This window comes from Streptomyces sp. NBC_00078 (assembly GCF_026343335.1).
GTDB lineage: Bacteria > Actinomycetota > Actinomycetes > Streptomycetales > Streptomycetaceae > Streptomyces.
The window spans coordinates 8,440,131-8,460,165 of sequence record NZ_JAPELX010000001.1 but is presented as its reverse complement, the minus strand read 5'-3'; the positions used below and the strand labels follow the sequence as shown (position 1 = coordinate 8,460,165).

Below are 20,035 nucleotides of genomic sequence, written 5' to 3'. Positions count from 1 at the left end.
GCCGCGGATGCGCGCGCCTGACCCCGTGACGCGGACATGATCCAGACGCCAGGTCCGAGGCCCCGCAGACGACGTTCACCCCGTCGCGCAAACCTTGCCCGCCCGGGCGCTAGCCTCCCGCCGTCACGGCCTTGAGCTCGTCCAGGGATTCCCGTATCACCTGGGCCATGGTGCGTTCCTCTGCCGCCGCGATCCAGCGTTCGAAGCCGACCTTGAAGACGGCGACCCCCGCTTCGGCGGTCAGGCTCGCAGCCGGCTCCGTGACACCGCGTCCGCGGAGCGCGTCGGCGAGCGCGGCGGACAGCGATGCGAGCTTGATCAGCTCGCGCTCCTGGAGTTCCGCGTGCGCCGCGACGACGGCGTATCGCTGCCGGGAGTACTCGCGGCGGTCCACGAACACCTCGGAGACCGCCTCGAGTCCCGCCGCCATGGCGTCGATCGGCGCGGCGGCCCCGGGCGCCTGGGCGACCGCGTTCACGAACAGCTCCTGCAACCCGCTCGAGCCGCCGAACAGCACCTCACGCTTGTCGGCGTAGTGCCGGAAGAAGGTGCGCTCGGTGAGGCCGGCCAGTCTGGCGATCTCCGCCACCGTCGTCTGCTCGTAGCCGCGCTCGCTGTAGAGCTCCAAGGCCGCCTTCGCCAGACGTTCGCGCGCGTTCGGCTCCCATCTACCCATGGGCAGATCCTACGTGATGACAGCAACTGACATCGCATGTTAGTGTCGATGACAGTCACTGACATCGACAGTCTGGGGAGCTTTCCCATGCGCATTTTCGTGACCGGCGCGTCCGGCTGGATCGGCTCGGCCCTCGTTCCCGAACTCCTCGACGCGGGGCACCACGTGGTGGGGCTCGCCCGCTCCGACGCCTCCGCCGCCGCACTCACCTCCGCCGGGGCGGAAGCGGTCCGCGGCACCCTCGACGACCTCGACGTCCTGGGCGGCGCCGCTGCCGCGTCGGACGGGGTGATTCACCTGGCTTTCAAGCACGACATTGCGTTCACCGGCGACTTCCAGGGCGCCGCCGAGGCCGACCGCCGCGCCGTAGACGCTCTCGGGGACGCGCTGGCGGGCAGCGACCGCCCCTTCGTCCTCGCCTCGGGCCTGGCCGGCCTCAAGCCGGGACAGGTGGCGACCGAGCGGGACACGGCCGCGCCCGACGGCTCGCCGGTGACCGGGCGTGCGGCCACCGCCATGGCGGTACTGGCACTCGCCTCACTCGGCGTGCGCTCATCCGTGGTGCGGCTCTCTCCGACCTGCCACGGCGACGGAGACAACGGCTTCATGGCGACCCTGGTCGCCATCGCCCGAGCCAAGGGGGTCTCCGCCCACGTCGGCGACGGCGCCAACCGCTGGCCTGCGGTCCACCGCCTCGACGCCGCGCGGCTGTTCCGGCTGGCGTTCGAGAAGGCTCCCGCGGGGACGGTGCTGCACGGCGTCGCGGAGGAAGGCGTCGCGCTCAGGGACGTGGCCGAGGTCATCGGCCGTCATCTCGATGTGCCGGTGACGTCGGTAGCTCCCGACGCCGCGGCCGAGCACTTCTCCTGGCTGGGCAGCTTCCTCGGACTCGACTGCCCGGCGTCGAACGCCGTGACCCGCGAACTGCTGGACTGGCAGCCGACCCACCCCGGCCTCCTCGAAGACCTCGACAAGGGCCACTACTTCCACACCTCCGCCACCCCGGTGCTCGGCGCCTGACAGGCCGACTTGAGTCATCGCCCTCGCAGGACGCCTGCCTGGAGGGCCACCAACCGGCTGCTACGGCCCCGCAGTCGGACCGGAACGAGACCCGGCGCGCCACCCGAGTGTCACGCCGAGAAGTGCGCCGCCTGCCTCCGAGGTGGTGTGCGTGTCGCTGTCAAGGCCGGCGCGCAGGCCCGGGCGGCCCAGCAGCCGGGAGAGAGGGGCGTCCCCGCCGGCAACCCGGGCCGACAGGATTCCCTGCCGGCCGCCCGCCGCCCTCGGGCACAGCGGGGTTCCTTCGCGGTGGTCACGCGGCGGTGAAGGCAAGGACGACGTTGTGGCCGCCGAAGCCGAAGGAATGGCTGACGGCTGCGCGTACGTCCTGACGGCGGGGCTGTTTGGTGACGCAGTCGATGTCGAACTCGGGCGCGGGAGCCTGGAGGTTGGCGATCGGCGGTACGCGTCGGTGCTGGATGGTCAGGACCGTGAGGGCGGCCTCGATCGCGCCGGCGGCGCCGAGGGTGTGGCCGAGGACGCCTTTGGCCGCGGTGACGCTGGGGCGGTGCGGCAGGGCGCGGGCGATCAACGTGGCTTCGGTGGCGTCGTTGAGCGGGGTGGACGTGCCGTGGGCGTTGACGTGATCCACGTCGTGAGGGGCAAGGCCCGCCTCGTCGAGGGCGGTGCGCAGAGCCGCCTCCGCGCCTTCGGCGCCCTCCGGCGGGGCGGTCGGGTGGTGTGCGTCGGAGGTGCTCCCGCACCCGGCGAGCAGGGCGCGGGGGCGCGCCCCTCGGGCAGCGGCGTCCGCGGCGCGTTCCAGGATCAGGACGCCGGCACCCTCGGCCATCACGAAGCCGTCCCGGTCGGCGGCGAAGGGGCGGGACGCCTCGGCGACCGCGTGACCCCGTTCGGACAGCGCGCCCATACGCCAGAAGCCGGCCGTGGTCACACGGCTGACGGCGGCTTCGACGCCCCCTGCCACTGCGATGTCGCACAGGCCGGCACCGAGCAGCACGCGGGCCAGCGAGATCGCGGTGGCACCGGAGGCGCAGGCGGTGGCCGGCGCCAGGCTCACACCACGGGCGTGCAGGTCGATGGACACCTCACCGGCCACCAGGTTCGGAATGATCATGGGGATGGAGAGGGGCGAGGCCCGGTCGGGTCCGCACCGTTCGAGCCGCAGATGCTGCTCCTCCCACTTCTCGGTGCCGCCCATGCCGCAACCGATGATCGTGGCCACCCTGGCTCCCTGCCAGCTCGCCGGATCCAGGCCCGCGTCGCGTACGGCCTCCCGGGCGGCGAGGACACCGAGCTTGGCGAACCGGCCCATGCGCCAGGACTTGCGCCCGACACATCGGTCGATGCCCTCCTCCGGGAGCGGGAGGCGGCAGGAGAAGTCCACCGGCAGTCCCTCCAGGGCCGGGTCGGGTGCGGCAAGGGAGCGTCCGGCGCAGACCGCCTCCCAGGTGGCCTCGACCCCTTGGCCTCCCGGGGTGACCAGACCGAGGCCGGTGACGGCGATCAGCTGCTTCCCCCGGGTCACCGGGCCTCCGCCCCGGCCGCGCGCAGCTCGTCGAGATGGGCGGTCACCTCGGCGAGCGTGGTGCTCCGGTTGGCGCGCTCGCCCTCGGCCCTGACGCCGAGGTTCTCTTCGAGGACCAGGACGAGCTCGGCCAGCGCGAGGGAGTCCAACTCAAGCTGTTCCAGGGTGACATCCGGTGTCAGCTCGTCCTCGGGGATACGGAAGGTGGAAGTGAGCGCGGCGCAGACGACGCCGTAGGTGTCGGTCGTGGCGTGCATGGGGTGTTCCTTGTGTAGGGGGCGGGTCCTGGGGCGGCTGTGTCGTCAGGCGGGCTCGGGCTGCCACTCGACGAGGGCGAGGCCGGCGGAGGCTCCGCTGGCGAGTCCGAGGAGGGCCACCTGCGCGCCCGGTTGCAGCCTGCCTTCCCGTGCGGCCTCGACGAGTTGCAGGGGCAGGCTCGCGGTGGCGACGTTGCCGTAGCGGGGGAAGGTGGCCACGGCCCGGTCGCGGGCGATGCCGGTGGAGTCGAGGATGGCGCCGGTGAAGGGGACGGATGCCTGGTGTACGCAGACGAGGTCGAGGTCGCCGGGTTTGCGGCCCCACTCCGCCAGCGCGTCGATGATGTCCTTCTCCATCCCCTTGAACGAGGCGGCCAGGGCCTGGGAGTCGAAGCGGAGGGAGATCACCGGGCTGGTGGGCGAGTAGTAGGGGTTGGTCGCCGTGGCTGCCCGCCAGCCGGCCGAGTTGCTGGAGAAGCGGATGCCGAGCAGACCTGGCCGGTCGCTCCCCTCCAGCAGCAGCGCGGCACCCAGGTCGCCGAGGGTGAGGGCGGGCAGGAGCAGGGCGAGTTCCTCGCGGTCGCGTGCCGGGAGGCGGGAGAGCATGCTGCCCCGCTCGCCGGTGACGATGAGCACACGGTGGTAGCGGCCGGCCCGGATCAGCGCGTCGGCGATCTCCAGGGCGTTGAGGACGCCGTTGCAGGCGTTCTGGACGTCGAAGACCGGTGCCGTGACGCCGAGTTTGTCAGCCACGACATGGGCGGTGGCCGGCTCCTCCATGTCCTCGCTCGCGGAGGCGAAGACGAGAAGGTCCACGGCGTCGGGGCCGAGGCCGCACTCGTCGAGAAGGCTCCGGGCGGCTGCCGACGCCAGGTCGGAGGGCCAGGCATCGGCAGGCGCCACACGGCGCTCCTCGAAGCCGTACATCTGGCGCAGCAGCCCGGGCATCAGGCGGAGGCCGGAGTGTCGGGAGCGGACCTTCGCCTACACCTCGGGCTCGACCGGCACACCGAAGGGCGTCGTCTATACCAACGAGCAGCTGGTACGTCAGTGCGTCGCCACGGGGGGCGTTCTCGGGACGCGGCCAGGAGCCGTGGCGCTCGTCGGCTTCCTGCCCTTCGCCCTGGGCGGTCCGGCCCTCGGCATCACCGTCGTCATCCCCCGGATGGACTTTCGCAGGCCGGGCCGGGCCCGTCGTGACGACCTGCTGCACGCGGCGGCGCAGACCGGCGCGACGAGCCTGCTCGGCTCCCCGGCCCTCATGACCGTGCTCGCCGGCGAAGGCCACAGGGAACCGGCTCTCGCCACCGTGCGGTCGGTCGCCACCTTCGGTGCTCCGCTGGAGTACGGCCTCCTGGACCGCCTCACCGGCACGCTGCCGGACCAGGCCGTGATCCGCAGCGTGTACGGCGCCACCGAGTGCCTGCTGGTGAGTGCGATCGACGGCCAGGACCTGCGTTCCGCCCGCGCCGCGTCCGAACGAGGTGGCGGCCGCTGCGTGGGCCGGACGGTGCCTGCTACGTCCGTGGCCGTCATCCCGGCCGACACCGGACAGGTCGCGCACTCGCCGGAGGCCGGACCGCTGCCCGCCCACGAGGTCGGCGAGATCACGGTGCGCGGCCCATTGGTCAGCCGCACCTATTACGGCCGCCCGGACGCCGACGCTCAGGCGAAGATCCCCGACGGGCCGGACGTCTGGCACCGCACCGGCGATCTCGGCCGCACGGACGACGAGGGGAACCTCTGGTACTGCGGGCGCAAGGCGCACGCGGTACCGAGTGCCGACGGACCCCTGTTCACCGAATGCATCGAGCCGGCGTGCAACGCGGTCGACGGAGTCCGGCGCACGGCCCTGGTCGACGCCGGCAGCGACCAGCAGGCTCTGCCCGCTCTGTGCGTGGAAACCGACGGGCGGCGACGCGGGGCGGAGCGCGGCCGGCTCGTCGCCGACCTGCGTCGCACGCTTGCCGCGCTGGAAGGCGGGGCTCACGTCCGGGCGATCGTCTTCCACCCCGGGTTCCCTGTGGACATCCGGCACAACGCGAAGATCGAACGGGGCGTCCTGGGCCAGTGGGCGCGTCGCCGGCTGGCAGCGAAGGGTCGTACCGGCCAGACAGCGGAGGAACGCGCGTGAAGATTCTCGTCACGGGTGGCAGTGGCTTTCTGGGCGCGGAGATCTGCCGGCGTCTCGCGGCCCGCGGGCACCAGGTGCGTTCACTGCAACGCGGCCGCCGTGCCCTGCCGCCCGGCGGGGCCGAAGCCGTGCTGGGCGACATCCGCGACACCGAGACCGTCGCGGATGCGGTACGCGGATGTGACGCCGTCGTGCACACGGCCGCGCTGGCTGACGTATGGGGGCCGCGAGGGGACTTCGCGTCCATCAACATCGGGGGAACCGCGGCCGTCCTCGACGCCTGCCGACGCCATGGTGTGCGCCGGCTGGTCAACTGCTCCAGTGCCAGCGTGGTCTTCGCCGGACAGGACCTGGAGGGTGTGGACGAATCCGTCGCCCTGCCCGGCCGGTTCCTTGCCCCCTATCCCTGGTCCAAGGCCAGAGCGGAGCAGCTGGTCCTGGCTGCCAACCGCCCTGGTCTGGCGACCGTGTCCCTGCGGCCCCACCTGATCTGGGGTGACGGCGATCCGCATCTGCTGCCTGGTCTGCGCGCCGCGGTCCGTAAGGGGAAACTGCTGTTGCCGGGAGCGGGGTCCCAACTCGTGGACACCGTGCACGTGGCCGACGCGGCCGAGGCACACGTGCTGGCGGTGGAACAACTGGCGGCGAACTCCCCGTTGGCAGGCGCGAGTTACTTCATCACCCAGGGCCGGCCCTGCACCCTCGCCGACACCGTCCGGGGGCTACTGGCGCACGACGGCCACGCCGTGGAGGTGCGGGGAATCCCCGCTTCGGCCGCGCGAGCCGCTGCCGTGCTCCTCGAAGCCACCGCGAAGGCGGCCCGACGACGGCAACGCCCGCTGCTGACACGCTTCCTGGTGGCCGAGCTGACGCGGGCCCACTGGTTCGACATCTCCGCGGCGCGCCGCGATCTCGGTTACACCCCCGCCGACCACTCGTGGGAGAAGCGGGAGACCGATGACGCGATCGGATCCGGCGACGTCGCCGGCCGCCACGGCTCGTTGGCCCGGCGCGGGTAGCGGATCACCGGGTACCCCGGGCCGTCGGTGACGTCGGCCCGGGGTCCGCTCCACGGCGGCGCGGCCTTCCGCGAAGGTCGAGGAGAGTTTTGGCTTGCCGGAGGACTCTGCTGCGCAATTCGTTCAGGCGGAGAGTCTGTAGCTGAGTCGTTCGAGTCTGCTGGTGCGGGGGCGGTTGAGGGGGCCTGTGGTCCAGTGGGCGTCGAGCCTGATCACGTTGAGTGCGGTGGCGGAGAAGGCGTGTTGGAGGCGGACTTTCGGCAGGCCGCGGTAGCGGGCCCGGCGGATGCCGGTGATGTCGAGGGCCTGGTTGATGGTGCCCTCGACTCCGGCACGCAGGGCGTACTTGTTCTTCCAGGTGTCGGTCTTCTGCTCGGCGCGGGCCCGGGCGAGGTTCTCGTGGAGTTCCTCGGGACGCAGGGTGAGCATGCGGCGCCCGGTCTTCGAGGTGGTGCACTGCTTCTGGAGAGGGCAGTCCCGGCAGGTCAGGACGCTGAAGGTGATGACGATCGCGTCTTTGCCGTGCTGTTTGACCGGGTTCCAGTGGGAGCTGGTCCTGCCGGCGGGGCAGCGGACCTGGCGGGTCTTCCAGTTGATGGTGAAGGCGTTCTTGTCGAAGCCTTCGGCGGCCTTGGCCTGGTCAGAGTGGTCCTGGAGGACCGGGGTGACCATGCGGATGCCCTGTTTCAGGGCCTTGGTAATCAGGTCGGCCGACGGGTAGCCGGAGTCGAGGTAGTGCTCGCCGGGCTGCACTCCGTGCTCGGCGAGCTTGCGCTGGATCGGGGCGGTCGCCTTCACATCCGGCACGGTCGCGTCGGTGGTGTGCACGTCGGTGATCAGATTCGGCATCACCCCTGTGCCCACCCCTGTGCCCACGTCGGCGTCGGCGTCGGCGTCGGCGTCGGCGTCGGGGAGGGTGGTGCAGGTCTCCGTGAGATGGATCTTGTAGCCCATCCAGAACAGGTCGTCGCCCTTGGCCGCCCAGCGTGCGTCGGAGTCGTAGGGGGAGGCCAGGCGGAGTTGGCCGGGCGGGACGCCGTCGTCGGCGTCCCGCTTCTTGATCACCTGCCGTCCCCGGGCATCGGTCCGGACGATGTAGGTCTGCACGAGGACCTGCCGCAACAAGCCCACGGCCTCGATCTCGCGAATCCAGGCCGGAGCGTCATCGGCCCAGGCCGCCCGGCACAAGGCGATGGCATCCTGCCCGAAGACCTGGGCGAGACGGTCACGTTTCGTCTGCGAGGGCGGCATGCGCCAGCCGTCGACCCGCGGCCCGTACCGCTCGGCGAACTCAGTGACGTTGATGTGTCCGGCCAGCCAGGCCGGTGCCGCGACCGCGAGGGCCTCCAGGGCCGCCCGCACACTCTCCCCGGCCAGCTCCAGACGGTTCAAGTCCCGCACCGCACTGATCACATGGGTGGAATCGGTGCGCTGCTTGCCTCCGGCCGCCACCAGGCCGGCGTCCTTGCAGTGCTCAAGGAGCCGGTCGAAGACCACCCGCTCCATACCGTTGTCCGCGAGCCGGGCCCGGAACCGGCACAGCACACTCGCATCGAATCCGGTGTCCGTCAGCTCCGCACCGAGCGCGTACTTCCAGTCGATCGCCCGCACCGCCATCGCCGCGGCCTGCCGATCCGTCAGGCCCTCCGCGAACTGCAACACCATCACCAGCGATAACACCCCCGGCGACAGTCCCGGCGCCCCGCGCACCCCGAACGCCTCCGTGAACGGCTCATCGACGAAGACCTCCGCGAGGCGATCCCGCGCCCGTATCGCCAGGCTCCCCTTCGGAAACGCCGCCCGGGCCACCACCACCGTCTGTTCCGGGATCTCCGGCAACCCCACCGGCCGCATCGACATCCGTACCGCCTCCAGGACCGCACGACAGGAAGGCGACCCCGCCAACGATCATCGCCGACCCGGCCTTACCCCCGCAGCGAATTGCGCAGCAGAGTCCCGGAGCGGTTGGGGCCGAGCAGGCCGATCGTCTCGCCGGGGCGCGGGGTGCCTCGGTTGTCGGGGCTCGTACTGGAGCCCGGCCTGCGGACGTCCTGCCCGCACCAGGCACGGAGGTGCCAGCAGGTCTTCGGACTCGGGTTCGTCCGGCCGGGGTGCCTTCCCTGTGCTCGCCCCCATCGGCCCTCCGGTCGGCACGGGCTCCTCCCAGTGACGTCACATGCCCCGCCCGTCCCCCTCACCGCTGTGCGTCAGCTCCGGATTCACACCGGGCTCCCCGGCCTCGGATGTGGCTCGACTGGCTACCCGCGATCAAGACCGTCGTACGGTCGAGTCGCGCGGCCGGTGATCCACTGCCGCGGGCCGAACCTCCGCGGCCAGGCGCGTGAGATCTCGGAAACAAGCCGTTCACAACGCGATGGATCTTCGGGAAACAAGCGGTTTCTAGCGTGTCCCCCCATGGATTCGAAGCTGTATACGCGGCCGGGCACGGTGCCGGGTCCGGCGGCGGCAGGCGCGCCGTCGCTGCGCGAGTCGGTCTACGCGAAGCTGCGCGCGGCCGTGCTCGACGGCGATTTCGGCGCGCGTGAACGGCTGGTCGAGCTGCGGCTGGCCGCACGGTTCGGGGTCTCGCGGACGCCTGTGCGCGAGGCGCTGGCGCGGCTGCTGGCCGACGGGCTGATCGAGCGCGGCGACGGCGGCTTCTTCGTCACGATCCCCAACCTGGCCCAGCTGAAGGATTTCTACGAGCTGCGGGTCACCCTCGAGCTGCGTGGGATCGCGCGTGCCATCGAGGATCCGGCCGTCCGGCACGATTCGGCAGTCATCGGCGCCGAGTTGGAGCACTGGTACGCGCTGCACAAGCAGCCCCCGGAGCCGGATCCGCGCTTCGTCGTCCAGGACGAGAGATTCCACGCCGCACTCTCCCGTGCCTCCGGCAATCCCGCGCTCGCCGAGGCCCTCGTGGCGGTCAGCGAACGGATCCGCCGGGTGCGGCGGTACGACTTCCTCACCCAGGACCGAGTGGAGACGACCATCACCGAACACATCGAGATCCTGGAACTCGTCCGTGACGGGCGGCTCGACGAGGGCCTGCGGGCCCTGCACGCCCATATGGGTGACTCGATGGCCGGTGTGACGGAGCACGCCCAGCGGGCCATGACGCAGATGACCCTGCACGCCGGCCGCTTCTGAGGACGGCAACCGCCTGAGAAATCCGGGGACTTCGGCCCCGGGCCTTCGACTCCCCGGCTGCCGACGACGCCAACCCGGGCCCCACCGCTCACCACACCTCCGCCCCCACCGGAGCATCACCTCATCCCCGAAGGGTCGATCATGAGTGCAACCCACTCCCCACAGACAGCCACAGCGTCGGACTCTCCCACCAGCCAGGCCACCAAGGAGACCCTGGAGGACTACACCCTCCGCTTCGCGCCCCGCAGTTACCGCCGCTGGACCCCGATGGTCGTGGCGACGACCGCGCTCGGCGGGATCGCCTACATGGCGGACTTCTCCATAGGCGCAGGCATCGGCCTGGCACACGGCACGGGCAACGCGCTCCTGGCCATCGCCGTCGCCGCGGTCGTCATCTTCATCACCGGCTTCCCGCTCGCGTACTACGGCGCCCGCTACAACATCGACCTGGACCTGATCACCCGCGGCTCCGGCTTCGGCTACTACGGGTCGGTCCTCACCAGCGTCATCTTCGCCAGCTTCACCTTCATCTTCTTCGCCCTCGAAGGCTCGATCATGGCCCAGGGCCTCAAGCTCGGCCTCGGACTGCCGCTGTGGCTGGGCTACGCCATCTCCACCCTGATGGTGATCCCGCTGGTGATCTACGGCATGAAGGCGCTCAGCAAGCTCCAGGTGTGGACGACCCCGATCTGGCTGCTGCTCATGGTCGCCCCGCTGGTCTACCTGATCTCCACCGACCCGGGCACCGTCCAGCACTTCCTCGCCTACACGGGCACCGACGGCGAAGGCGGCGTCAACACCGCCTCCGTGCTGCTGGGCGCCGGCGTCTGTCTCTCCCTCATCGCGCAGATCGGCGAACAGATCGACTACCTGCGCTTCATGCCGCCCAAGACCGAGGCCAACAAGCGCACTTGGTGGACCGCGGTGGTCATGGCCGGCCCCGGCTGGGTGGTGCTCGGCGCACTGAAGCAGGCCATCGGTGTCTTCCTCGCCGTCTACATCCTCGCCAAGGTCGGTCCGACGGCGGCGCCCGAGCCGATCCAGCAGTTCCGCGGCGCGTTCGACGCGATGATGCCGTCCTGGATGGTCGTCCCGCTCGCCGTGGCGCTCGTGGTGATCAGCCAGATCAAGATCAACGTGACGAACGCGTACTCCGGTTCACTGGCGTGGACCAACTCCTTCACCCGCGTCACCGGACGCTATCCCGGACGCATGGTCTTCGTGCTGGTCAACCTGGGCTTCGCGCTGGCTCTGATGGAAGCCGACATGTTCAGCTTCCTCAACAGCATCCTCGGCTTCTACTCGAACTGTGCGATCGCCTGGGTCGTCACCGTGGCCACCGACATCGGCGTCAACAAGTACCTGCTGAAGCTCTCCCCGCTCCAGCCCGAGTTCCGCCGCGGCATGCTCCACGCGGTCAACCCCGTCGGTGTCGTCGCCTTCGTGGCTGCTTCCGGCCTCTCGATCGCCATGTACTTCCACGCGCTCGGCGACGGCCTGCAGCCGTACTCCCCGGTCGCCGCGGCCGTCATCGCCTTCGTCCTCACCCCGCTGATGGCCGTAGTCACCAAGGGCAGGTACTACCTCCGCCGCGCCGGCGACGGCATCGCGGAACCGCTGCTCGACGCGGAGGGCAACCCGAGCGCCACGACGTACGACTGCCACGTCTGCCAGCAGGCATACGAGCGGCCCGACGTGACCGCGTGCGCCACCCATGACGCGGTGGTCTGCTCACTGTGCCTGAGCACAGACAAAATCGGAGACCACGTACTGCCTGCCACCGCCTAGCAGGCGGGGAGGGCGGGGCGCCCATCCACCCCGCCCTCCTCGGGCAGATACGCGCGCCAACGCCGAGGGGGCGTGCGTGTCCGGCACCACCTGGTCGGGGTTCGGGCCGTCGGGCCGCGACGAGAACCCAGGGCAACTCCTCCGAAAGCACGGCATCACGCCTGTTCCTCTCACCCCTCCTCCGGTAGCCGGGGCCGTCCGCTCGCCCGGCTGACCGCGCGTGCGCCGAACGGGCGCACGTGGCGCGCCGTGCGTGAGCACGGCGTGACGGCTGTCCAAGCTGGGCCCGCTCCGAGCCCGCTGACGACCCGTCACCAGGAGGTGCGCACCGTGATGCGCCGAATCCTCAAAGCCGCAGGAACCGTTCTGGCAGCGGCGGCCTGTCTGGCCGCTGCCGTCCCCGCCGCCGCGGCAGCACCGCCCAGACCGCGGCCCGTTGCCGCAGACACCCCATCCACCCTGCACGCCGACCAGGCAGACCAGTTCGGGTACCTGGGGGCGGTCAGCACAGGGCTGGCCCTGCTCGCCTCGGTGCCGGACCCCGAGCGCTCGCCCGCCGGTGCCAACGACTTCACGTGCAAGCCGTCCGCCGCCCACCCCTACCCGGTGGTACTGGTCCACGGCACCTTCGCAAACGCCTTCGACAGCTGGAGCGGCCTCGCCCCGGTACTGAAGAACGCCGGCTACTGCGTCTTCGCCCTCAACTACGGCGAGAGCACACCGCACGCCCTGATGAAGGCGACCCGCCACATCCCCGACTCGGCCGAACAACTGGCCGCCTACGTCGACAAGGTGCTGGCCGCCACGGGTGCGTCGAAGGTCGACCTGGTCGGACACAGCCAGGGCGGCGGAGTGATGCCCGAGTGGTACCTGCGCTTCGAGAGCGGCGCCGCGAAGGTGCACCACCTGGTGGGCATCAACCCCAGCAATCACGGCACCAACGCTTCCGGCCTGGCCCACCTGCTCGACGCGGGACTGGACGTGGCGGGGAAGGTGGGCAAACCGCTCGGCCTGGACAGCCCCGCGGCCAAGGAGCAGACCATCGGTTCCCCGGTGCTCCAGCGGCTGTACGCCAACGGTGACACCGAGCCCGGCGTCACGTACACCACCATCGTCACCCGCACCGACTTGGTCGTGACCCCGTACACCAACCAGTTCCTCAAGGCCGGATCCGGCGCGACGGTGCACAACATCCTGCTGCAGAACGTGTGTCCGCTGGACCTCACCGGTCACGCCGGTGGCATCTACGACCCGAACGTGAACCGGCTCGTCCTCAACGCCCTCGACCCGGCGCACGCCAAGCCGGTGCGCTGCGCCCTCATGCCGGTTCCGCTCTAACCGGCCCTCGTGCCGGTTTTGCTGGTGGTCGCCGCCAGTTCGCGGACAGGAGCGGACAGGAACAGATCGGCTCCGGCCATGTCCGCGGGAATCTCCGCCGGCGTAACCGGGTTGCCTACAACGATCGGTACGGGGTTGGACCGCAGGGAGGGGACGGGAACCGATGAGCCTTCGTCAGTACGAGTACGCCTTGGCCATTGCCGAGGCGGGCTCGGTGACGGCAGCGGCGGAGCTGCTGCGCGTTGCTCAGCCGTCGGTGTCCCAGCAGATCCGCGGCCTGGAGCGGGAACTCGGCGTGGAACTGTTCGCTCGGACACCGACCGGGCTGGTGCCCACCGTGGTCGGCCGGGCGTTCCTGCGGGAGGCGGAGGTCGCGGTGAGCGCGTCGCGGCGGGCGAGGGCGACCGCGCGGGCCGGTGCCGACGAGTTGGTGGGCGAGCTGGTGGTCTCGGCGCAGATGGGCTTTGGCGCGCGGCAACTGCCGGGCGCGCTCGGCGCGCTGCGTCGCCGCTTCCCGCGGCTGGAGGTCAGTGTCTTCGAGGAGCCCAGCTCCGCCGAGCTGGATCGCCTGTGCCGCCGGGGCGTGCTGGATCTCGCCCTGATGGCGGCGTGCGAGCGGAGCCCCGCCGATGCCCACCACCTCGGCGACGAGGAGTTCGTCGTGGTGCTGGGTGCCGGGCATCGGCAACTGGCCGCGGACCGGGTCGAGCTGCGCGATCTGGAGGGGGAGCCGTGGGTGCGGTTCGACCGCGACAGCGCACTCGACGGCGTGCTGCTGAACGCACTGCGGGACAACGGTCTGACCTCGCCGACGGCCGCCCGTGTGTCCCAGACGGCGACGGCCGTGCGCTGGGCCGCCCAGGGGCTGGGGGTGACGCTCGTGCCGGCCTCCGCGGTGCCCCACGGCCACGAGCACCTCACTCGCCCGGTGTTCCCGGTCGTGTCCCAGCCCGTCATCGCCGTCGTCCGGCAGGGCGCGGGTCCGGCGGAAACGGCCCTGCTCGAACTGCTGCGTGCGGAAACCTGGTCCGAGTCCGCTTCCTTCTCACGGGCGTCCTGAAGGGCCGGGAAGGAAGCGGGCGCCGCTGAATTCCTTTTGTCGAAAGTCGCGTTCCGGAATTCCGTCGGCGTATCGGCGTCAGCCCCTGGGGAATTCACCGCCGTCCACTATGAGATTGCTCCCGGTCAGCCAGCTCGCCCGGTCGGATGCGAGGAACAGCACCGCGTCGGCGATGTCGTCGGGCCGGCCGTCGCGCCCCAGCGGTGCGGTGTCGCCGGCGCTGATCCGGCCCGGCGCCGCGTTCAGGTTCGCCCACTGCTCCCGCGTCGCTTCGCCGCCGGGGGTGGCGGTTCGGCCAGGGCTCACCGTGTTGACCCGGATTCCGTGCGGAGCAAGCTCCGAGGCCAGTCCCCGGCTGTAGTTCTCCAGAGCCGCCTTCGCCGCCGTGTAGTGCAGGAACGGTCCCACCGGGGTGAGGACCGCGGCCGAGGAGATGTGCACGATCATCCCCGAACGGCGTTCCCGCATGCCCGGCACCAGCAGCGAGTCCAGCCGCACCGACGCCAGGTAGTTGAGGTCCAGCGCGTCCTGCCATTCCTCGTCGGGGATGGCCGAGGCGTCTTGGTGAGGCCGCGCCCCACCCGCGTTGTGGACCAGGATGTCCACTCCGCCGAGCGCCTTCTGCGCGGCCGCGGCGAGCGCCTCGGCTCCCGCCCGTGTCCGCACGTCGGCGTCCACGAAGGTGGCTCCCTCCGGCAGGGTGCTCGTCGCCGACCTGGCGGTTGTGAGCACCTCGGCGCCCGCGTCCAGGAGTTGGCGGACGACGGCCGCGCCGATCCCACGAGACCCACCCGTGACCAGGGCCCGCTTTCCCGCGAGTTCACGCGTTCCCGATCCATTCTCGATCGTGGTCATGCCACCGGTCCTCTCCATCGTGTGTTCGTCCGCTCGACGGAAGAAGCATCGGGTGCGCCGCGCGAATCTTCGGAGAATTCGCGGGTGAGCACCTCGTCGAGCTGTTTCACGGTAGGCGCGGAAAGGAATCAGGGGCAAAGACGAAATGTCAGCAGGCGCTATAGGGAGTTCCTATGGCGGCCCGCCCGCTGCCCCTCCGCCGGTGGTCCGGCGGCACTCACCCGCTGGACTGACAGGGTGGTCGATACGCCGCCCGGGCCCGTGCGCACCGGGAACGGCGGTGAGGGCTGCTAGCTTCCACAACTGTCGGAAAGGTCCCGTTCGTCCGAAGACGTGGCGGGGCCATTGCTATGAGCTGAGGCCAAATTGACTGGTACGACGGATCATTCGGACAGGCCGACGGTTGCCCCGTTCAAGCGCAGGAGTTTCCTGGCGTCAGCCGCGTTGGCGGCAGGTGCGCCGGTGGCGGCCGCCGGTCCGGTGCAGGCAGCCGTGCAGGCAACCGCGCAGTCGGAGAGCGGCCCGGCCGCCGCGGCCGGCCACCAGTCGGTGGCGCGTCTGCTGGCCGTACCCGAGGAGAGCCGCAGGGACGACTGGCTCAGAGCGGCCCTCCAGGTCGCGGTGGCGCTCGAACTCTCCACCATCCCGCCCTACTTGTGCGGCTGGTGGTCCATCAGGGATCGCGGCAGCGAGGCCGCGCGGCTGATCCGGCGCATCGTCGGCGACGAGATGTTCCACCTGGGCGTGGTCTGCAACCTGCTCGTGGCCGTCGGCGGGCGGCCGCGGATCAGGGAAGCGGCACCCACCTACCCCGGCCCGCTGCCCGGCGGTGTGCACGCCGGACTGACCGTCTATCTGTCGGGCCTGACCAAGACGTTCGTGCACGACGTGATGATGGGCATCGAAGCCCCTCACCGCCCGCTCGCCCGGAGCATCGACACGTCGCCGAGCGTCGGCACCTTCTACAGCGACATCCTCAAGACGTTCCGGAGCGTGGCGCCGGAGCTGTCGGCGCGCGGACAGCTGTCCACGCGCATCGGCTCCGACGTGCTGGAGCCGGTGGAGACTCCCGACGACGTCGAGCGCGCCATCGAGATCATCAAGGAGCAGGGCGAGGGCACCACCAGTTCCCCCGCCACGGCCTTCGACGACGACTACCCGGCGCACTACTACGCCTTCGGCGAGATCTACCACGGCCGACGGCTGCGCGACAACGACGGCGACTGGGAGTTCAACGGGGCGCCCGTACGCTTCCCCGACGCACGCCCCATGGCGCCGGTTCCGGCGGGCGGCTGGCCCAACCCGCCGGGAGAGGTACGGCGGCTCCTGGAGAGCTTCGACACCACCTACAACAGCCTTCTCCACACTCTTGAATCGGCCTGGGCCGGCGGCGGCCACCGCTCGCTGCACGCGGCCATCCACATCATGCGCGGGCTGGAGACTCCTGCGGTGAAGCTGATGGAACGCCCTATCCCCGACGCGCCGGGCAACTACGGCCCGCAGTTCCGCGCCTTCTGACACCTCGGGGCACGGGGCACCAGGCCCACGAGTGGGGCGGCGGAGCACTCCGCCGCCCCACCGAACTTGGCCGACGCGGCCACGGCTGCTCATGGCCGAGCCGGCCGGGGGCCGGGTCGAGTGGGGCGCAGTCTTGGGATCAGGGCCGGGACCTGGGCGCGGTAGGAGTCGTAGGACGCGCCGAACTGGTGCGCCATGAGCCCGTCCTCGACGTGTACCCGGCGCAGCAGCCATGGGACGGCGACCGCCAGGAACGCTGTCCAGACGCCGAACCCGCAGGCCAGCATGGCGCCGAGGACCAGGCCGAGCAGGCCCGAGTAGATGGGGTGGCGGACGAGTCTGTAGGGGCCCTCCGTGCGCAGTTCGTGGTGCTCCCGGACCGTCGGGACGCCGGCCCACATCGTGCCCAGGATCCAGCGGGCCCACAGCAGCAGAGCGGTGGAGGCGACGGCGAGCAGCCCGCCCAGGAGCGCGAGTTCGGGCTGCCAGTACTGGAGATGGCGCCAGAAGCCCCGAGAGCGTCCGACCAGCGTGAAGAGAACGAAGACACCTGCGATCAGCAGCACCCGGCCAGGCAGTGTGCGACGCAGTCCACGCCCCCAGTCGCGCAGGCCCGTCTGGCTCTTCGTGCCGAAGTAGATGGCACCCGCGATCCAGGCCACGACGAAGACCAGGAAGCAGACGCCGGTGAGCGCGACAAGTGCCGAGTGGAGAGCATCCATGCCTCCAGCGTGCTCCGAGTAGTAGTGGATCACCACCACCTACGGGTCGATGGAGAGGGCTCCACCCGGGGATGGAGTGCGGCGATGGGGGCAATCCCCCAGACGCGCCGACCGGTTTGCCGGATGGTGGGCGGCCATGCCGGGCCGCGAGTCTGTACGTGATCGCTCAACACGTACAGACAGCAGAACGCGTACGACCAAAAGGGGTTCAGTCATGCAGACCCGCCGCTCCGTCATCCTGTCGGCCGCTGCCGCCGTCGCCCTGTCCGCCGTCCCGGCACGTGCCGCGTCCGCCGCCTCCGCCGCGTCGGGCAAGGCCGGGCCGGTGCGGCTGACGTTGCCCGCGCCCAGCGGACCGCACCCCGTGGGGACGGTCTCGCTGCACCTGGTCGACGCGTCGCGGTCCGACCCCTGGATCACCTCGCAGCCGTACCGGGAACTCATGATCAGCATCCGCTATCCGGCGCGAGCCGTCGGCGGCCACCCGGCCGCCCCGCAGATGCTTGCCGGCGAGGCCGCCGGATTCGCCGCCTTGAACAGTTTCACCGATGTGCCCGGCAGCCAGGTCGACTGGTCGGCCACGCGCACGCATGCCCACGAAGGCGCCCCTGTCGATCGGCGTAGCGGCCCGCTCCCCGTCGTCTGCTACTCGCCGGGTGCCGGCGACCCTCGTTCCCTGGGCACCACACTCTGCGACGACCTCGCCTCCCGGGGGTATGTCGTGGTGAGCGTCGACCACACCTACGACGCCTCGGCTGTCCAGTTTCCCGGCGGCCGTGTCGAAGGCTCCGTGCTGCCGGCGGAGTTCGACAACGCCTACCCGGACCCCGGGCGCATCAAGGCGCTGTTGCAGAAGACACTCGCCGTGCGGGTGGCCGACATCCGCTTCGTACTCGACGAACTGCCCTGCGCGCTCCCCAGGGCGCTGCGCGGCATGCTGGACTTCGGCCACACCGGCATGTTCGGCCAGTCGGCAGGTGGCTTCACCGCCTTGCAGGCCATGCACGACGATCCGCGCATCGCGGCGGCGGCCGATCTCGACGGGGTTCTCGCGTACGTGCAGGACGACGACGCCGCCGGCAGCCTCTCCACCGTTGCCGCCGACGGCGTCGACCGCCCCTTCCTGCTGATCGGCAAGGACGGCAACGACCTGAGTACGGTGCCGTCCTGGGACGCCCTGTGGCGGCACAGTCGCGGATGGCACCGGGGCCTGAGCCTGCGAGGTGCGGAACACGCGACGTACACCGACGCCGAAGCGCTCGTGCCGCAGATCGCCCGCCGGCTGGGACTCCCGCGGAAGGCCGTCGTCGAGAACATCGGCACGATCATGCCGAGGCACGCGATCGCCGCCGAACGCGCCTGTCTCGCCGCCTTCTTCGACCGCTGGCTGCGCGGCCGGGACGACGACGGCCTGTTGGACGGGTCGTCGGGCCGATATCCAGAGGCTCGCTTCTTCTGACTTCCCCGGCGTCCGGCGCGGAGCGGCGCGCATCATGGCCGGATCGTCAGCCAGTCGAGGGACGCGACGCGCGGGCCTCCCTTCGCGACGAGGAAGAGGGTGTGGACCCCGGTCAGGCGGTGGGGCAGGGTGATCGACTGCTCCTGCCAGGCGGTGGCGCCGGTCGCGTGCACGGGGAGGGTCGCGGCCACCGGGCCGCGCGGGGTGTCGAGCCGGAGTTGGAGCGCGCATCCGGTGGCGCAGGTGGAGTCGAGCCGTACGGTGAGGTGGTCGCCGTGCACGGCAGCGCGACGGAAGGCGACCCAGTCGCCGGAGCCCAGCACCCCGGTGGTGGCCGTGGTGCGTGCGGCGCCGTGCACTGAGGTCGCCTGTTCGGCCTGGAGCGTGCCGGAGGCGTCGGGCCCGTCGCCGTACAGACGCAGGTCGTTGACCACCCAGGGGACGGGGCCGCTCGCGGTGAGGGTGATGCGGACGAACCGGGCCGTACGGGCCGGGAAGGCCGCGTCCTGGGTGAAGGACCGGCCGGAGACCCGGGCGAGGCTCCCGCTCCAGTGCGTGCCGTCGCGGCTGACCGATACCGAGAAGCCGTACGGCTGTCCGCTGGTGTCGCGGCCCGCGTCGAGCGAGAGCCGGTCGACGGTCTTGGGCTCGCCCAGGTCGACGGTCAGGGACTGGCCGGGGGTCTGCGCGGCGGTGGCCGTCCAGCGGGTGTTGACGTCGGCGTCGACGGCGGCGAAGGCGTCGGAGCCGTCGCCGGCGGCCGCGGTCCAGGCGCCGTGGCGGATGCGCTGTTGGCAGCCCGGGAGGTCGCAGCCCGTCGACCAGATCGGCTCGCCGTGTTCATAGGCGCCGATGTCGGGAGCCGTGCCGCGGACTTCGGTGGTGATGCCGTCGATCTTCTCGCCGGCGTCGATTGCGGGTGAGCCGTCGGCGAGCCACAGTTCACCGTTGACGGGGTCGGTGTAGCCGGCCTTGTCGCTGATGAGGTTGGAGCGGAACACCGGCCGCGGGTCGCCGGTCCCGGTCGCACTGACCGGCACCGGTCCGACGATGTTGCTGAAGTACGAGCCGGAGGCGTCGGTGGCGCCGCTCAGTAGCGTGGAGTTGCCGTTGATGCCCATGCCGTAGCTGGAGTTGTGGTCCTGGTTTGCGATGCTCGGGCCGGTGTGGCCGTTGAAGAAGGGGCCTCGGGTGCCGGTGTTCCAGGCGACGTTGTGGTGCAGGAGGAAGTGGCCCGAGTAGTTGTCGACGTAGAAGCCGACCCGGCCGTCGGCGTCGTGCGCGGTGTAATGGTCGACGGAGGTGCCGGTGCCGTCCAGGCTGCAGCAGACGTAGAAGGGCGAGCCGTCGCGGGAGGTGCGCATCGCCTCGGACAGGTCGTTGTAGGCGATGCGGTTGCCGTGGAACTCGGTGCCGCTCAGCTGCCAGGCCGTGTCGATGGAGGCGCGTCCCGTGCGGCGGACCGTGTTGTGCGTGACGGTGTGGTCGTTGCCGTTGATCTCGATGCCGGGTGT

Annotated in this window: 17 protein-coding genes and 1 riboswitch; of the genes, 9 read left to right on the top strand and 8 right to left on the bottom strand. The window is 70.9% G+C overall.

All coding sequences use genetic code 11. From position 1 onward, the window contains the following. Positions 1-109: 109 nt before the first annotated feature. The gene (locus tag OOK07_RS39325; protein ID WP_266801392.1) at positions 110-676 is read right to left on the bottom strand and encodes a TetR/AcrR family transcriptional regulator; all 567 of its coding nucleotides are present in this window, start codon (positions 674-676) and stop codon (positions 110-112) included. An 87-nt stretch (positions 677-763) separates the two neighbouring features. Here OOK07_RS39325 and OOK07_RS39320 point away from each other — a divergent pair, with 87 nt between their 5' ends. Further along, a complete protein-coding gene (locus tag OOK07_RS39320) occupies positions 764-1,696 on the top strand; it encodes an SDR family oxidoreductase (protein WP_266801391.1) in 933 nt (310 codons plus the stop codon). Positions 1,697-1,988: 292 nt separating this feature from the next. Here the strand turns inward: OOK07_RS39320 and OOK07_RS39315 are convergent, their stop codons facing one another. From OOK07_RS39315 to OOK07_RS39305, 3 genes are read right to left on the bottom strand one after another with little or no spacing between them, the layout of a single operon-like run. Beyond that, a complete protein-coding gene (locus tag OOK07_RS39315; RefSeq protein WP_266801390.1) occupies positions 1,989-3,221 on the bottom strand; it encodes a beta-ketoacyl-[acyl-carrier-protein] synthase family protein in 1,233 nt (410 codons plus the stop codon). Continuing rightward, positions 3,218-3,478, bottom strand: a complete 261-nt coding sequence (locus tag OOK07_RS39310; protein WP_266801389.1) for a phosphopantetheine-binding protein — start codon at positions 3,476-3,478, stop codon at positions 3,218-3,220. The genes OOK07_RS39315 and OOK07_RS39310 overlap by 4 nt, the downstream gene beginning before the upstream one ends. Before the next feature lie 45 nt (positions 3,479-3,523). After that, positions 3,524-4,426, bottom strand: coding sequence for a 3-oxoacyl-ACP synthase III family protein (locus OOK07_RS39305; RefSeq protein ID WP_266801388.1), 903 nt, complete (start codon positions 4,424-4,426; stop codon positions 3,524-3,526). Here OOK07_RS39305 and OOK07_RS39300 point away from each other — a divergent pair. After that, positions 4,404-5,612, top strand: a complete 1,209-nt coding sequence (locus tag OOK07_RS39300) for an AMP-binding protein (RefSeq protein ID WP_266802250.1) — start codon at positions 4,404-4,406, stop codon at positions 5,610-5,612. The genes OOK07_RS39305 and OOK07_RS39300 overlap by 23 nt on opposite strands. After that, entirely contained in the window at positions 5,609-6,631 is a 1,023-nt protein-coding gene (locus tag OOK07_RS39295; protein ID WP_266801387.1) for an NAD-dependent epimerase/dehydratase family protein, read from the top strand. The genes OOK07_RS39300 and OOK07_RS39295 overlap by 4 nt, the downstream gene beginning before the upstream one ends. A 123-nt stretch (positions 6,632-6,754) precedes the next feature. Here OOK07_RS39295 and OOK07_RS39290 read toward each other — a convergent pair whose 3' ends face one another. Then, positions 6,755-8,491: an IS1182 family transposase gene (locus tag OOK07_RS39290; protein ID WP_266801386.1), complete on the bottom strand. Its 1,737-nt coding sequence runs from the start codon at positions 8,489-8,491 to the stop codon at positions 6,755-6,757. A 200-nt stretch (positions 8,492-8,691) separates the two neighbouring features. Continuing rightward, a riboswitch (cobalamin riboswitch) is annotated at positions 8,692-8,905 on the bottom strand. 141 nt (positions 8,906-9,046) lie between these two features. On the opposite strand from OOK07_RS39290, the gene OOK07_RS39285 reads away from it, so the two are divergent. The 4 genes from OOK07_RS39285 to OOK07_RS39270 all read left to right on the top strand — a co-directional run bounded on the left by OOK07_RS39285 (position 9,047) and on the right by OOK07_RS39270 (position 13,967). Then, positions 9,047-9,781: a GntR family transcriptional regulator gene (locus OOK07_RS39285; protein WP_266801385.1), complete on the top strand. Its 735-nt coding sequence runs from the start codon at positions 9,047-9,049 to the stop codon at positions 9,779-9,781. A 141-nt stretch (positions 9,782-9,922) separates the two neighbouring features. Continuing rightward, positions 9,923-11,569 carry a purine-cytosine permease family protein gene (locus OOK07_RS39280; RefSeq protein WP_266801384.1) on the top strand — a complete coding sequence of 549 codons (1,647 nt, stop codon included), beginning with the start codon at positions 9,923-9,925 and terminating at the stop codon, positions 11,567-11,569. A gap of 333 nt (positions 11,570-11,902) precedes the next feature. Next, a complete protein-coding gene (locus OOK07_RS39275; protein ID WP_266802248.1) occupies positions 11,903-12,907 on the top strand; it encodes an esterase/lipase family protein in 1,005 nt (334 codons plus the stop codon). Positions 12,908-13,070: 163 nt separating this feature from the next. Continuing rightward, positions 13,071-13,967 (top strand): LysR family transcriptional regulator, encoded by an 897-nt coding sequence (locus tag OOK07_RS39270; RefSeq protein WP_266801383.1) that lies wholly within the window; start codon positions 13,071-13,073, stop codon positions 13,965-13,967. 78 nt (positions 13,968-14,045) lie between these two features. Here OOK07_RS39270 and OOK07_RS39265 read toward each other — a convergent pair whose 3' ends face one another. Beyond that, a complete protein-coding gene (locus OOK07_RS39265) occupies positions 14,046-14,822 on the bottom strand; it encodes an oxidoreductase (RefSeq protein ID WP_266801382.1) in 777 nt (258 codons plus the stop codon). 462 nt (positions 14,823-15,284) lie between these two features. Here OOK07_RS39265 and OOK07_RS39260 point away from each other — a divergent pair, with 462 nt between their 5' ends. Then, positions 15,285-16,340: a ferritin-like domain-containing protein gene (locus OOK07_RS39260; RefSeq protein ID WP_266801381.1), complete on the top strand. Its 1,056-nt coding sequence runs from the start codon at positions 15,285-15,287 to the stop codon at positions 16,338-16,340. 89 nt (positions 16,341-16,429) lie between these two features. Here OOK07_RS39260 and OOK07_RS39255 read toward each other — a convergent pair whose 3' ends face one another. Next, a complete protein-coding gene (locus OOK07_RS39255) occupies positions 16,430-17,062 on the bottom strand; it encodes a methyltransferase family protein (RefSeq protein WP_266801380.1) in 633 nt (210 codons plus the stop codon). Between the two features lie 214 nt (positions 17,063-17,276). Here OOK07_RS39255 and OOK07_RS39250 point away from each other — a divergent pair, with 214 nt between their 5' ends. Next, positions 17,277-18,521, top strand: a complete 1,245-nt coding sequence (locus tag OOK07_RS39250; protein ID WP_266801379.1) for an alpha/beta hydrolase family protein — start codon at positions 17,277-17,279, stop codon at positions 18,519-18,521. A 32-nt stretch (positions 18,522-18,553) separates the two neighbouring features. On the opposite strand, the gene OOK07_RS39245 is transcribed toward OOK07_RS39250, so the two are convergent. Next, positions 18,554-19,642 (bottom strand): discoidin domain-containing protein, encoded by a 1,089-nt coding sequence (locus OOK07_RS39245; protein WP_266802246.1) that lies wholly within the window; start codon positions 19,640-19,642, stop codon positions 18,554-18,556. Positions 19,643-20,035: the final 393 nt, after the last annotated feature.